Annotated in this window: 10 protein-coding genes and 1 pseudogene; 5 read left to right on the top strand and 6 right to left on the bottom strand. The window is 32.2% G+C overall.

From position 1 onward, the window contains the following. Positions 1-4 precede the first annotated feature (4 nt). The 6 genes from H599_RS0108370 to H599_RS0108345 form a co-directional block, all read right to left on the bottom strand. Positions 5-2,365 carry a beta-glucosidase gene (locus tag H599_RS0108370; protein WP_051590691.1) on the bottom strand — a complete coding sequence of 787 codons (2,361 nt, stop codon included), beginning with the start codon at positions 2,363-2,365 and terminating at the stop codon, positions 5-7. 70 nt (positions 2,366-2,435) lie between these two features. Then, the gene (locus tag H599_RS0108365) at positions 2,436-4,910 is read right to left on the bottom strand and encodes a glycoside hydrolase family 2 TIM barrel-domain containing protein (protein ID WP_162174252.1); all 2,475 of its coding nucleotides are present in this window, start codon (positions 4,908-4,910) and stop codon (positions 2,436-2,438) included. A gap of 160 nt (positions 4,911-5,070) precedes the next feature. Then, positions 5,071-5,886: an alpha/beta hydrolase gene (locus H599_RS0108360; protein ID WP_026713715.1), complete on the bottom strand. Its 816-nt coding sequence runs from the start codon at positions 5,884-5,886 to the stop codon at positions 5,071-5,073. A 409-nt stretch (positions 5,887-6,295) separates the two neighbouring features. After that, positions 6,296-7,057: an NUDIX hydrolase gene (locus H599_RS0108355; protein WP_026713714.1), complete on the bottom strand. Its 762-nt coding sequence runs from the start codon at positions 7,055-7,057 to the stop codon at positions 6,296-6,298. Between the two features lie 404 nt (positions 7,058-7,461). Next, complete coding sequence (locus H599_RS0108350) at positions 7,462-7,974, bottom strand: GNAT family N-acetyltransferase (protein WP_026713713.1); 513 nt, start codon at positions 7,972-7,974, stop codon at positions 7,462-7,464. Between the two features lie 283 nt (positions 7,975-8,257). Further along, a complete protein-coding gene (locus H599_RS0108345) occupies positions 8,258-9,010 on the bottom strand; it encodes an NUDIX hydrolase (RefSeq protein ID WP_026713712.1) in 753 nt (250 codons plus the stop codon). 259 nt (positions 9,011-9,269) lie between these two features. On the opposite strand from H599_RS0108345, the gene H599_RS0108335 reads away from it, so the two are divergent. The 5 genes and pseudogenes from H599_RS0108335 to H599_RS21080 all read left to right on the top strand — a co-directional run. Then, on the top strand, positions 9,270-10,385 hold the full coding sequence (locus H599_RS0108335; RefSeq protein WP_035141363.1) for a formylglycine-generating enzyme family protein: 1,116 nt from the start codon (positions 9,270-9,272) through the stop codon (positions 10,383-10,385). A 120-nt stretch (positions 10,386-10,505) separates the two neighbouring features. Further along, positions 10,506-12,116 (top strand): sulfatase family protein, encoded by a 1,611-nt coding sequence (locus H599_RS19390; RefSeq protein WP_035141362.1) that lies wholly within the window; start codon positions 10,506-10,508, stop codon positions 12,114-12,116. A 787-nt stretch (positions 12,117-12,903) separates the two neighbouring features. Further along, positions 12,904-14,142, top strand: a complete 1,239-nt coding sequence (locus H599_RS0108325) for a site-specific integrase (protein ID WP_026713710.1) — start codon at positions 12,904-12,906, stop codon at positions 14,140-14,142. Between the two features lie 40 nt (positions 14,143-14,182). Beyond that, positions 14,183-14,557, top strand: coding sequence for an AraC family ligand binding domain-containing protein (locus H599_RS0108320; RefSeq protein WP_026713709.1), 375 nt, complete (start codon positions 14,183-14,185; stop codon positions 14,555-14,557). A gap of 104 nt (positions 14,558-14,661) precedes the next feature. Next, positions 14,662-14,861 (top strand): annotated as a pseudogene (locus tag H599_RS21080) (IS5/IS1182 family transposase); the annotation flags it as partial.

The following is a 14,861-nucleotide window of genomic DNA, read 5'->3' as shown; positions in this document are numbered from 1 at the left end:
AAATTTATTTTTTTTCGGGAGTAAGTACTTTTATTTCATGTGTTGGCTTCAACACATCGTTAACTTTTTCAACAAGGGTAGTTTTTCTAATTTTAAACTTCAAATCCTGTTTAATATCTCTTGACGAAGCTCCAATTGAAACTGTATAGTTTCCAGCGTCAGTAATCCAAGCACTTTCTTTTTCACTAAAAGACGCTAAATCCTTCAAACCTAGTTCCATTGTAATGATTTGCTCTTCATTAGGCTCTAACAATTTTGTTTTCGCAAAAGCTTTTAACTCTTGCTTTGGTTTTGAAACACCTGCACCTGGAGCAGTTACATACAATTGAACCACTTCCTTTCCAGAAACTTTTCCTGTATTTTTTACTAGAATTGACACTAAATACTTTCCTTTGACGATTTTTAGAGAAGCTTTAGAGAAGCTAAAATTTGTATAGGATAAACCATAGCCAAATGGATAAGAAACCTCTTTATCAAAAGTATCAAAATAACGGTATCCTACATAGATATCTTCTTCATATAATGTATAATCAAAATTTTTAATATTACTTGATGTCGAATTTTGATTTAATACTTTGGTAGCTTCAATTTTTTGATCATAAGGAAAGTTTGCCGAAGATGCTATATCCATATAATTCACAGGAAAAGTCATCGGTAATTTGGCCGATGGATTTTCTCTACCAACTAAAATATCGGTTATGGAATTCCCCCCTTCCTGTCCTGGCTGCCATACTAACAAAATTGCATCTGGTAAATCTTTCCATGAAGCCGTTTCAATAACACCACCTATATTTAATACAACAATAACTTTTTTATTTTGCTTATGAAAAGCATTACAAACATCTTCCAATAATTTTCTCTCATTGGGTGATAAAGTAAAATCAGCAACATTACGATCAGCAAACTCACCAGCAGTACGACCGAATGTAATTATAGCACCGTTATTTTCAGTTGCATTTTTTAACAAAACTGACTCATTAAAAGTTTTTTCATCTAGTCTTGGAGCAGCTGTAACTTCTGCTATTCCATTATTTTCCAAAAGAGCCTTTTTCTTTTTCTCAGCTTCAATCAACAAATCTTTTTCATAAATCGCTCTGATGTTTTCATCTATTTTAAAATTCTGATTTTTAAGTCCATCTAATAGTGAAACCGTATAAGCTCTATTTACATTACCACTACCTGTACCACCAGCAATAAAATCATAAGATGTATAACCATAGATAGCCACATTTTTATCTGTAAGAGGTAAAGTATTTGCATTATTTTTCAATAAAACGATACCTTCTGTAGCTGAAGCTCGGGTTACTTTAGCATGAGCTCCTAAATCTGGTTTATTTGAATTCTTATATCTTTTAAAAGTTGGTGATTTTAGGATATAATTTAATATATTTTTGACATTTGCATCGATTTCTGCTTCAGTTACAACACCTTTTCCAGCTGTAGCAGCGATTAACTTAGCATGTGATCTTCTTCCTGGCATAATTAAATCATTTCCAGCATGAACCTGTAGAATTGCATCTTTACCAGCAAACCAATCGGTCATCACAAATCCTTTATATCCCCATTCTTTTCTCAAAATCGTGGTCAATAAATCGTAATTTTCTGGTGCATAAACTCCATTAATCTTATTCAATGCTGTCATAATATTCCATGGATTTGATTCTTTTACTGCAATTTCAAAACCTTTCAAATAAATTTCACGTAATGCGCGTTGACTTACTCTAGCATCCGTATTAACGCGATTGGTTTCCTGATTATTAACCGCAAAATGTTTAATAGATGTACCCACTCCATTAGATTGAATTCCTCTAACATAAGCCGCTGCTATTTTACCTGAAATAAGAGGGTCTTCTGAATAATATTCAAAATTACGTCCACAAAGCGGATTTCTTTGAATATTCATACCTGGAGCAAGTAAAATATCTATACCGTATTCATGTACTTCATTACCTATTGATTCCCCTACTTTTGTTACCAAATCTGTATTCCAAGTTGAAGCCAATAAGGTACCAGTTGGAAATGCTGTACAGTAATACGTATTGGAATCATTTGGTCTTGTAGGTGCTATACGAAGTCCGGCCGGCCCATCTGCAACTACAGTAGATGGTATCCCATACTTAGCAAGCGAATTTGTAGTTCCTGCTGCTCCTGGAACTATACTTTGAGTTACACCAACAATTCCATTATTAAATGTTCCAACTGTAGACATTCCTGCACCAATCAATAATGTAGTTTTTTCCTCTAAAGACATGGCTTTAATAATTTTTTCGACAGGATCTTTACCTAATTGAGGAGCATTTTGAGAATACACATTTATTCCGCATAAAATAAGCACCAGAATTCTAAACTTATTTTTACTATTCATAATTTTCAATTATTAACAACTCATCTATTTTCAATGACATAAAAAACAAATGAATCAGATTTACTTTAATTTATTTAATTTTGATTGTTATGTTTGATCCCACAAGATCTTTCGCTTTTGCTTTCAAAATAACATCTCCAATTGTATTATTGGCTTTTACAACAACTAATCCACGACCTTGAAATACTTTTTTAGTATTAGTTTGAAAACTACTCATATCAGACGGATTTCCATTACCTATTCCAACAATACTTGCATCTCCCGTAAGTTCATATTCAATATCAATATTATCAGCATTTGGCACTACATTTCCTTGCTTATCAATTACCTCAACACTTACAAAAGAAAGGTCATTTACAGCTGCATTGATAATATTTCTATCTGTAACCAATCTAATTGCTGCTGGCACTCCGGTTGTCTTCAAAATTTGCGAACAGATTTTCTTACCTCCTTTATATCCTTCGGCGATAATAATACCCGGCTGATAATCCACATCAAAAGTTGCGGTAATCGTACCCTCAGGAATATCTTGTTCGCCTACTATTTTTCCATTTAACTTAAGCACTACTTTTTGACATTTTGTATACACATCTACTTTTACCTTTTTCCCTTCAAGACCTGCCCAGTTCCAAGATTTTATTTCTTGAGGAAAACCCCATGGCGAAATTGCTTCTTTCATACCGGCGACTATAGGATTGCGAACCAAAATTTCAATGGGACTGATATCCCACACCACATCCTGATAGTATGACGCTTGCTTTTTATTCCCGATTAAATCAAAATCTCCACAAGCTGAATTAAAAATAGGCCATTCATCTTTAAAAAACATCCCCATACCAGCTATCCCATAACCATCCGGTCTGGATTCAGGCTTTAATCTTGACTTTCCTATACCAGCTTCACCTATATAATCAAAAGCTGTCCATTTAAAACTTCCAATCATATACGGGCTAACCAAAGATTTATTATAATTCTCTAAAGCAAACTTGGGTAATGATTCAGTAACTACAAATGTTTTATTAGGGTTTCTATCATGCTGTTTGTCAACAAAATTAACTACCGAACTGTCCCTTTGAAAATAGACATCTTTAGCTTCTAAAAAATAATTATATCCTTCTACATCCAGATTATCCATATGTGGAATGTATTCTGTTAATGATTTTTTCGTGTAGCCCGGTAAATAAACGAATGCTTCCGTTACGGGTCTCGTTGGATCCAGTTTACGAACTTCATCAGCTAATTTTTTTGCCAATTCTTGCCCTAACAAATCTGGAGCTTCATAGATTTCATTACCAATACTCCACATAATTATTGAAGGATGATTTCTATCTCTTAACAACATAGCATCCAAATCTTTTTTCCACCATTCGTTAAAATTTAGATTATAATCTTCCGAATTTTTAGGCCTAACCCATGTGTCAAAAGCTTCATCCATTACAAGCATACCCAATTTATCACAGGCATCCAACAATGCTTGTGATGGCGGATTATGACTGGTCCTAATAGCATTAAATCCACTTTTCTTAAGTATCTCAACTTTTCTTTCTTCTGCTCTTTCAAAAGCTGCTGCTCCCAACGGTCCATTGTCGTGATGGATACAACCTCCTTTAAGAATGACTCTTTTACCATTTAATAAAAAGCCTTGTTTACCATCAAATTTAATATCTCTTATCCCAAAACTGGTTTCAACAACATCAACAATCCTATTACCTTCCTTAATTTCGGTTATAGTTTTGTATAAAGTTGGTGAATCAATTGACCAAAGCTTAGGATTCTGTATTGTTATTGATTCCTTTATTTCTGAAGATTGAAGATTTTGTATTTCAATTTTTTTATCAGAAACACCTACAACTTCACCCTTTGAATTAATTATTCTTGTGGTTAGGACTCCATTTTTTATATTATCCCATTTATTAGTCACTTTTACAAGTAAATTGACTTTCGCTTGATTTGAAGATATTTCTGTTGTAGTAACAAAAACACCCCAATGATCAATGTGTAAAGGATCTGTTATAATTAATGATACGTTGCGATAAATTCCTGAACCGCTATACCATCGTGAATTTTTACCTTCATTACGAATTCTTACTGCAATTACATTTTCCTCTCCCTCTTTTTTCAGATAAGGAGTAAGGTCAAAATAAAATGGGGAATAACCATAAGGTTGATTACCCAGATACTGACCATTAATCCAAACATCAGAATTCATATAGACTCCATCGAAATAAATGGAGACTTGTTTACTCAATTCATTTTTTGACAACGTAAATTTCTTTCTATACCATCCTGTACCGCCAACAGTCCATCCTGTCGCAGCTTTTCCATTGCTGTTCTTGGAAAATGGCCCTACAATTTCGTTTGGCGACTGATTAGGTAAATCTTCTATGCTCCAATCATGGGGAAGGTTTACTTTTCTCCAATCAGCATCATTAAAATTATTTCCTTCAGCATTACTTACATTCTCTTTCAAAAACAACCATCCTTCGTTAAAGTTAGTGATTCGCTTATAAGATTGACTTGATACAATAGTTGTGGTAAATATCAATAGAAACGCGAATAATAATGGTCTTGATTTATTTCTTGTCATTTTATTAGTAATTAGATTTATCATGGTTAAAGAATTTATTATACTTCTCTGCATCTTTATTTTTTTTTAAGTTTAATAGTTATTTCTTTGGTGGTTATAGCGTAAAATATATTTTGAATTATTTTATTGTTTTACTAATTCTTCGAACAAATTTTGTAAGTAGTGGAAAGGCTGGCATAGTCATATTGTGATCATAACCCTGAAGTTCAAATAAAGTTACATTTCTATGCCCTACTAATTTTAGCATTCGTGTTAAATATGCGTTTTCTTCATAGCGTCCCAGCAACTCCATTTCTCTGTCACCTGTAATTAATAAAATCGGAGGCGCGTCAGATCGAACAAAATAAAGAGGCGCATACTTGTCTATTACAGCTTGCGTTTCAGCTATTCCATTTTCCTTTCTTACAGTAAAATGAGTAATCGCCTGACCACTCAATGGAATAATCCCTGCGATTTGATTTGCATCAATTTTATATTTCAATAAATATGACTTATCAAGAGCTATCATTAAACTCAAATAACCTCCGGCAGAATGACCCGTGATAAAAATTTTCTTAGGGTTACCTCCATATTCGGCAATATGATTAAAAACCCAAGCTGTAGCAGCAGCAGCATCTTCTATATATGTGGGCGCTTTCACCATAGGCGACAACCTATAATCTACACCTACTACTATGAAATTTGTATTTTTTAACGCTTCTGGAATTTCAGCCCGACCATTAGTAAGACCTCCTCCATGAAACCATATTATTGTAGTAGCATCCTTAGCATTTTCTGGATAATAAACATCCAACTTGCATTTGTCTTTTATATAATCGTCAGTTTTACAAATTGAATCAGGATAATAATTCAAATTAGTTTTTGTTTGATAACCTTGCCCACTAACCAATAGACCACTAAAAATAAGTAAGACTAAAATAATGTGTTTTTTCATGATTATTTATTTTAATTGATAGCACTGAAAATCAATTCATTTACTTACACCAAAAAACAATGCGTTAAAACATTATATTTCATTGCGTATTTTTCACGCTATAAAAATATAAAAATAAATTCAATAAATACGAATAACATTAATTAATTACTCTTTTTTTATATATTTTGATTTTTTATCCTAATATTTCTACACTATTCAAACAAAAAAGATATAGAAGCAAAAAAATGCTACCTAATCTTTTCTAGGTGTCCGTTTTAATTTTAATACTTATAAATATATCTTTCGGCTAAACTCAAATAAATGTTAAAGTCCATTTATACCAACAAAAAAACACCTCAAATACTCCAAGTAGTATTTGAGGTGTTAATAGATAAAAGACACAAGTGTCTATAAAAAAAAACTCTATTTACAAAGCATGTACAATTCCTTCACTTAATGCATTTAAATAATTATCTTGATGAAAACGATACAAATAAGGAGATCGATGTTGTCCTATATTTCTTTTTTCATCTAGCTTAACAATAATTCCCATACTAAGAAGCTTATTTGAAAAATTTCGTCTATCAAAAGTTTTATTTAAAATAGTTTCATATAAAGCTTGAATTTCTGGTAATGTAAATTTTTCCGGTAAAAGATTATACCCAATAGGCTCATGAAAAATTTGATTTCTAAGTGCTAACAATGCTTTTTCGATTATTTCGTTATGATCCATTAATAAATCATTCGGAATCTCATTTACATCAACCCATTTATAATCTTCAGCTATTATATCTTGCTTAATAATTGCTTCTGCGCAATCTATCAATGCATAAAACCCAATAGACATAGTTCGGGCTGCTAACCAATTGCCTTCAGAAAGTCTATCCCAATATTCTCTTCTTTCGTCAGAATTTCTATGAGCACTGTCCCCAAAAATATAGAATTGCTTTAAAAAAATATTCTCTAACGTTGTACGTTCTGTTAAAATTCTACTGGCTGCCAAAGTTAAGCCTTCATTTCTCTTTATATAACCACCAGGAACCCCCCAGCCTAAATTCAAAAACTTTATTAAAAGTACTTTTAGTTGCTTATTTTCATAACCAAACACAACACATTCTACTGAAAGATGTGGCAAATAAACTTTATGCCCATTTGCAACAAAATCATCTAATTCTTCAAGTGTTTCCATAAATTAAAACATTAACTAGATTGCTAAAATAAGTGTAAATCTAATAATTCATTCCTGGTTTGTATAAAATTAATTGAATATTTGGGAAAATTTTAAGCATTATACAGACGCGAATCAATTAACCTTTTTTTTATATTAAATCTTTATCTTCTATCTCTATGTACATTTAAAAAATTTGCTAATATGATGATTTTTAGAATAATTTTGCTGTTCATCATTTGAAAAAAATTAACAAAATCTCTTAAGATTAGTAGGTAAAAAAGACTATTACAGTGTAAAAAACATCCATTTAATTTTATAATCAAAAAGACAAAAAATCAAAACTAAATACACTTTATTTCAAAAAGAAATGGAGCAAACAATCGTTGAAATATTGCCTTTAACTATTTTTGATGACCTTGGTCTCAAAGTAAATCCTTAATATTATCCCATATCAGCTTTTCTGAATTTGTAACCGTATCATCAAAATTATCAATAAAGTATTTGTAATGTATAGCTCCAAGTTTTACATAAAGCTTTTTAGCCTTATCATTACCCCTTATAATGCATATACTCATGCTTCTGTATCCTTTTTGATTGCCAAATTTCGCTACTTCTTTTAAAAGTGCGGAACCTATACCTTTACCCCTGAATACATCTGAAACTTGTAAAGTGAATACGTAAAGACAGTTATCAATTTCTTCCTCTCTGTTACACGCAATAAAACCTAAAAAGTTATTATCCTGATATGCGACAAAGATGTTATGTTCTTCTTTATTTAAAAAATCGAACCATCGTTGTTCAGCATCTGTACAATTAAGATTTTCCAAAAACTTAGAGGGCAACAAATATTTATACTGCTCTTTCCAGTTACTTACAAATAGTTTCGCAATATCTACTAAATCATCTTGCTTTGCGTTTTTTACAACAATATTCATATCCTTTTATTCTTCTTCAACCTCTGTCATTACAATTCTATACTTCCGCAATAACTATATTTTTTTTCTATTAACCTTAATCTAAAATATTAGAATCAATAATTATAGTAAACTCAATAAGTGAATTTTTCTATTTTCTATTTAAACCAATCACGTAAATACTTTAAGCTGTATATTAATTCGTCAGCCATCTTACTGGAAACGATAACCTATTTTTTGTTTTCATCAACTTCAAAATATCGTTCTGGCAGAGTAGTAAAGTTCCAATTAAAAAAAATCATACTTACCAACTCTCCTGAAAACCATTTTCTAGCGCTTTATTGTATTCTTCCATATTGAAAACATAATAGTTAGGAGATTTATGCGCTCCTCCTTTTTTAGTCTCATCCAGTTTGGTAAGAATATTATAACGCATCATCTTTCTATAAAAATTCCCTCTATTGAGTTTTCTGTTTAAAATTATCTCATAAAGCCTTTGGAGTTCCGTCATTGTAAATTTTTCCCGTAGTAAATTTAATCCCACCGGCTTATAATTCAAATCCTTCCGTAACTGCTGTAGCGCAATATCATAAATATCATTATGATCCATTACTAAATTTGGTTTCATATCAACATCATGCCAAGAACAAGCATCGGAAAAGATATCTTTTATCGGCTTCAGAGTACTAAAGTCCACCAAAGCATAATAACCAATGGACACAAAACGTTGTTTATACCAAACATCATCTGGAATACCCTTAAAAAAAGACTCTGTTCGCCTTACTTTTCCAAAGGTCATAAACTGATTAAGAAATACATTTTTTACTCCTGTCCGCTCTTCGAGAATCCTTTTAGCAGAATCAAGTAAATCTTCCTCTTTCTTTACATAGCCTCCAGGAAGTGCCCAGTCTTTCTCTCCTTCAGTTCTCGCCAGCAATACTTTCAAACATTCATCATGAAAACCGAAAACAACACAATCAACTGATATATTCGGCAGGAAATCTTCACGCATGTACTTTGTACTATACAATAAATTACTGTTTATCTCATCAGACATACAAAAAATTTTTCTCAAAGATACCCCTAATTTATTATTTAGCAAGATTTAAAAAAAGTAGCAAATCTTTAAAAAAGTCTAATTATTTTAAACAAAAGACAGATCATCAATACTTGTAAGAAAAAAATAATCATATATAAAAAAAGCATGTGTATTTTTAAGAATAATATATGCTTCATTTTGAAACAAAGAAAATTTTATATAATATTGCTTCATATTAAAGCATTTGTATTTTGCTTACTCAAATGATGTTATAAAAATGAAGACAATTTTAAATTTAACTATCTTTCTTCTTATATCTTGTAGCGTTACCCCACAAAAAGAAATTTCGAAGAAAATACCAGCGGATACATTTTCAAGCAACTGTCATTCGGGATTAGCTAAACATTACAATAGTTCCCAAAATGCAATAAACATTATTCCTAATTCTAACCCCTCACTAATAGGCATGATAAAAATTGATGGTGGCGATTTTTTAATGGGCGCACCTGACATTCTGGGCAGAGACGATGAATACCCGCAACACAAAGTAAGTGTATCTTCTTTTTATATGGATGAAACAGAAGTAACGAATTCCCAGTTTGCAGTATTTATTAAAGCAACAGGCTATGTAACAACTGCGGAGAAAGCCCCTATATGGGAAGATTTGAAAAAACAACTTCCACCGGGTACTCCAAAACCTGCTGATAGCCTACTCATTGCGGCTTCTCTGGTTTTTAAACCCACGTTAGGTCCTGTACCATTAAATAATCCTGGACTATGGTGGCAATGGAAAAAGGGAGCCGACTGGAAACATCCTGAAGGTCCCGAAAGTTCTATTACAGGAAAGGAGAACTTCCCTGTAGTTCAAATATCATGGGATGACGCTATAGCTTATGCTCGGTGGGCTGGTAAAAGATTACCAACGGAGGCAGAATGGGAATTTGCAGCACGGGGAGGTTTAAAGGATCAGCCCTATCCTTGGGGAAGTGAAGAACCATATGATGGTAAACCTAAAGCCAACACATGGGATGGTCAGTTTCCCTACAATAATACCCGAAAAGACAACTATTCTGGATTAGCTCCAGTAAAAAGTTATGCAGCAAATAACTTCGGTCTCTTTGACATGGCTGGCAACGTTTGGGAATGGTGCAATGACAATTACAGCAGTGATTATTATAGACAACTTTCTTCAGAGACATCAAAAAATCCTACAGGTCCGATTGACAGCTATGACCCAAATCAACCTGGTGTTCCTGTTAAGGTTATTCGAGGAGGCTCTTTTATGTGTAATGAAAAATACTGTTCAGGTTACAGAGCATCTTCAAGAATGATTTCAAGTGCTGATACGGGATTGCAAAATACTGGTTTTCGCTGTGTCTTTTCAATAAAATAAAACCAACTATCATAATGATTAACTTAGGTTATACCATATACAGAAAACTTAAAGCAGACAAAAAATTTTAAAAACTTAACAATTTATTATCAACATCACTACATAAACTAAATTAGTACTATGAAAAAAATATTTTATATACTCCTTGGTCTTTTTTTGCTTAACTCCTGTGGAGCGGGACCTAAGAAAACAGAGGCAACAAAACCGGAAAAGACTCAAAAAAGACCCAATATCGTCTTTATCATAAGTGACGACCATGCCTATCAGGCAATAAGTGCCTACGGAGGAAGATTAGCCAAAGTGGCACCCACGCCCAATATTGATAGGATAGCTAAAGAGGGAATGCTTTTCAATAACTGCCTTGTTACAAATTCAATATGTGGTCCTTCAAGGGCTACTATAATTACAGGTAAGTACAGTCACATGAATAATTTTATTGACAATACCCTAGGAACTGAATTCAATTTTAGTCAACAAACTTTTGCAGAATTACTACAGCAGGCTGGCTATAAAACAGGGGTACTTGGCAAACTACATTTAGGAAATACACCAACAAAAGGTTTTGACTATGTAGATATACTGCCTGATCAGGGAACCTATTACAATCCTCAATTCATTAACAAGTCAGGACAATATCAGATAGAAGGTTATGCTACTGAAATTATTACTGATAAAGCATTAAAATGGATAGACTCTGTTAAAAATATTAATCAGCCATTTATGCTTTTTGTTGGACACAAAGCCCCGCACCGAGCTTGGCAACCAGGACCAAACGAACTTGGTATGTATGAAGGTATAGAAATCCCAGAACCAGAAACGCTATTTGATGATTATTCCGGTAATAGAAAAGTTGCTTCATTAAACTATACATCAATTGCAAAAGCAATGAAAATGGCACAGGATATAAAAATCACAGATAGACGTCAGGGTGGTTTAAATACCAAGCAACAAAAATTGTGGGACTCAATCTACAGTCCTATTAATGAGAATTTCAAGAAAGCTAATTTGAAAGGAGATGACTTAACCCGATACAAATACCAACGATATATGAGGGACTATTTAGCCTGTGTAGCGGGAGTAGACAAAGGTGTTGGCAAAGTTTTGGATTACCTGAAGGAAGCAGGAGTAGATGAAAATACTATTGTAATTTACACTTCTGATCAGGGCTTTTACCTTGGCGAGCACGGATGGTTTGATAAGAGATGGATGTACAAAGAATCTTTAAAAACTCCATTACTTGTTAAATGGCCAGGAAAGATTAAAGCAGGGCAGGTTAACAATGATTTGGTTTCAAACCTTGATTTTGCCGAAACGTTCTTAGATCTTGCACAAACAACGATTCCTACTGATATGCAGGGCAACAGTATTATTCCTCTGTTAAAGGGCAAAACACCTTCAGACTGGCGTAAAGCACATTATTATCACTATTATGAACATCCTTCGGAACATGATGTAAGGCGTCATTACGGTATCACAACAGACAGGTATAAACTAATACATTTCTATTATGATATGGATGTTTGGGAATTATATGACCTGAAGAAAGATCCAAATGAACTACAGAATGTTTACGGTAAGCCTGAATATGCTAATGTTCAGAAAAAGCTACATAAAGAACTTGAAATGTTAAGGATTAAGTATAAGGATAATGATAACTTAAATCAGAAATTCATAAATGAATACAATGAAAAAGTTAAGAAAAATCCGCATATCGAGTACTGGAAACTTTAAAAATAAATTGGAAAAGATTATTTCAGGAGCATCTTAAAAGTCAAAAAAAATATACTTATACTTTAAAATTCCATATACATTAGATTATAAATGAGAAAAATCTACAGAAAAAGTGGTTAACATATACTGTGTAATATTAAGATAATAAGGTTTAATAACCTCATTATTTTTTTTATATTGAAATTTCAAACAGATTTATGACAAAAGAAGAGGTACTATCGGAATAATTTTTAAAACAATTCAAAAAAAGGACTTATTGGAACTGTTAAAAATGGACAAATGTATTAATCTAAAACACAATTCAAGACTGAATTATTAGAAAACAACAATTAACAACCTATTTTCTAAAATAGAAAGTAAAAAAATAGCTTTATATAATTCTAATTATTATATTTATTCCATTAAAAACTAAATCTTTGTAAGTTACCCTATTAGTTACCCTGTTCTTCAATAAAATACCGAAAACCCTATATTTACTGGAATTATTATAAAGGTTCCGGAGCCTCTTTCTCCGCCAGCTGGAAAGCAAATTGAATTAAAACCCTTAAAATCGTATGATTTTAAGGGTTTTTTCTTTTATCATATAGTCAAATTATTCATTCATTCGTGAACCTAAAGGGATAAAATCGGTTACCCTAAACAATCCAAAATTTGGGTAACCGATTTTTATTTCAGACTAGTATTCACAGGGCTTCACAGCCAGTTCAACAACCAGTTTAAAAACTGTACATCTTGTGGATTAGTCAAATTGAAGTTAAATTTAATAACAACTAAAAAGGTCACTACAATGAAAACAAAAGTTTCAATTCTCTTTTATGCAAAGAAAGCGAAAGCAGCTGCAAATGGTTTAGTTCCTATCTACACTAGAATTACAATCAATGGAAAACGTATTGAGTTAAGTACAAATCGATTTGTAGAAATATCCAAATGGTCCACAGAAGCAGGTAAAATGAAAGGTACATCTGAAGAAGCTCGTTCAATAAATAATCATCTTGATTTATTGAAAAGTCAAATAAGAGATGCTGAAATGGAATTAATCCATAAAAAGACAGTTATAACTACCGAAACAATTAAGAGCAAACTATTAGGAGTAGATGAACGTACACGAATGCTAGTTCCTATATTCCAAGACCACAACAATAAAATAAAAGAATTGGTTGGCAAAGAATACGCTCCAGAAACATTAGAACGCTACACTACTTCACTCAAGCATACTATTGAATTCATGAAATGGAAATACAATGTTTCCGATATTGATATTACCAAGATTGATCATGCCTTTATAACCGATTACGAATTCTGGTTAAGAAGCGTTAGAAACTGTGCTAACAATACAGCCGTTAAATACCTTAAAAACTTCAACAAAATCATCAAAATTTGTTTGGCTAATGATTGGCTAGATAAAAACCCATTTGCAAACTACAAATCAAAAGTCAAAAAAGTAGAACGAGTTTATTTAACTGAAGCTGAAATTCAAAGTATAATCGAAAAAGATTTCAAAACCGAAAGACTTTCATTGGTTCGCGATATCTTCCTTTTTAGCTGCTTTACTGGATTAGCCTATATTGATGTCAAAAACTTAACAAAGTCGCATATAAGCTACGGTATTGACGGTGAGAAATGGGTTTTCACACATAGGCAAAAAACTGAAAGTGCATCTAAAATTCCAATTCTTCCAGTTACACAAATGATAATCGATAAATACGAAAATCATCCGCAATGTAATAATGAAAACAAGTTACTCCCTATTCTATCCAATCAAAAGATGAATGCGTATTTGAAAGAGTTAGCTGATATTTGTGAAATAGACAAAGAACTAACATTCCACATTGCCCGACATACGTTTGCAACAACCGTAACGCTTACTAATGGAGTTCCAATTGAAAGTGTAAGTAAAATGCTTGGTCATAAAAATTTGAGAACTACTCAACATTATGCAAAAGTGTTGGACAGAAAAGTGAGTGAGGATATGAAAATGCTAAAGCAAAAGTTTTTAATTAACTTAAATAAAAAAATTTCAAGTTGAAAATAAAGTTTAATTTTGTTTGATTTTAATAATTTACTATATGAGTAGTAAGGCATCGCAATCAGTACGAGATTTTTATGTTCAACATGGTAAAGAAAATCTAAAGAGTGGTCAGTTTAACATATATAGGAGAGAAGAATTTGCTTGTGATTCAACTTCATTACCAACTAATAGAAGAGATTTCTATAAAATATCTCTTATTATTAACGGTGAAGGTGTCATTTCTTCATCTGAAAAATCTATTAAAATAAAAGATAATACAATTACATTCATGAATCCTATGATTCCCTATTCATGGGAACCAACTTCCAATAATCAGACTGGTTATTTTTGTCTTTTCACAGAAGATTTTATAAACTCAAATCTTAAAAATAATAGTTTATCTGAATCTCCTTTATTTAGTTATCCCTTATAAAACAAATAACTACCTGATTGTTATTTTATTACTATAAAATTTAGCTAGAAAGAGATGGTAATAATTGCCGAAAAAGGTATATTCGAGTATAAAAAAGTGGCAATATGTTAGGCAAAATAAAACCCGATTTACAACAAAATTTATTCAAAACTAGACTCACAGACCTTATCAACCTTGGACATCCATTGGTAAAATTATCCCAAGAGATTTCTTGGGATAAAATGGAGGTTGAGTTCGAAAATTTATATTCGACTCAAGGAAGACCCTCAATACCGATTCGTAAAATAGCAGGAATGTTGCTCTT

Source organism: Flavobacterium daejeonense DSM 17708, from assembly GCF_000425425.1.
Lineage (GTDB): Bacteria > Bacteroidota > Bacteroidia > Flavobacteriales > Flavobacteriaceae > Flavobacterium > Flavobacterium daejeonense.
Note: the sequence above shows the minus strand (reverse complement) of the source record. Positions and strands in the feature narration are given on the sequence as shown.

What these genes read in the sequence shown, in the direction of transcription:
- H599_RS0108370 (WP_051590691.1), bottom strand. Translation starts at nt 2,365, where the DNA reads ATGAATAGTAAAAATAAGTTTAGAATTCTGGTGCTTATTTTATGCGGA.
- H599_RS0108360 (WP_026713715.1), bottom strand. Translation starts at nt 5,886, where the DNA reads ATGAAAAAACACATTATTTTAGTCTTACTTATTTTTAGTGGTCTATTG.
- H599_RS0108355 (WP_026713714.1), bottom strand. Translation starts at nt 7,057, where the DNA reads ATGGAAACACTTGAAGAATTAGATGATTTTGTTGCAAATGGGCATAAA.
- H599_RS0108350 (WP_026713713.1), bottom strand. Translation starts at nt 7,974, where the DNA reads ATGAATATTGTTGTAAAAAACGCAAAGCAAGATGATTTAGTAGATATT.
- H599_RS0108345 (WP_026713712.1), bottom strand. Translation starts at nt 9,010, where the DNA reads ATGTCTGATGAGATAAACAGTAATTTATTGTATAGTACAAAGTACATG.
- H599_RS0108335 (WP_035141363.1), top strand. Translation starts at nt 9,270, where the DNA reads ATGAAGACAATTTTAAATTTAACTATCTTTCTTCTTATATCTTGTAGC.
- H599_RS19390 (WP_035141362.1), top strand. Translation starts at nt 10,506, where the DNA reads ATGAAAAAAATATTTTATATACTCCTTGGTCTTTTTTTGCTTAACTCC.
- H599_RS0108325 (WP_026713710.1), top strand. Translation starts at nt 12,904, where the DNA reads ATGAAAACAAAAGTTTCAATTCTCTTTTATGCAAAGAAAGCGAAAGCA.
- H599_RS0108320 (WP_026713709.1), top strand. Translation starts at nt 14,183, where the DNA reads ATGAGTAGTAAGGCATCGCAATCAGTACGAGATTTTTATGTTCAACAT.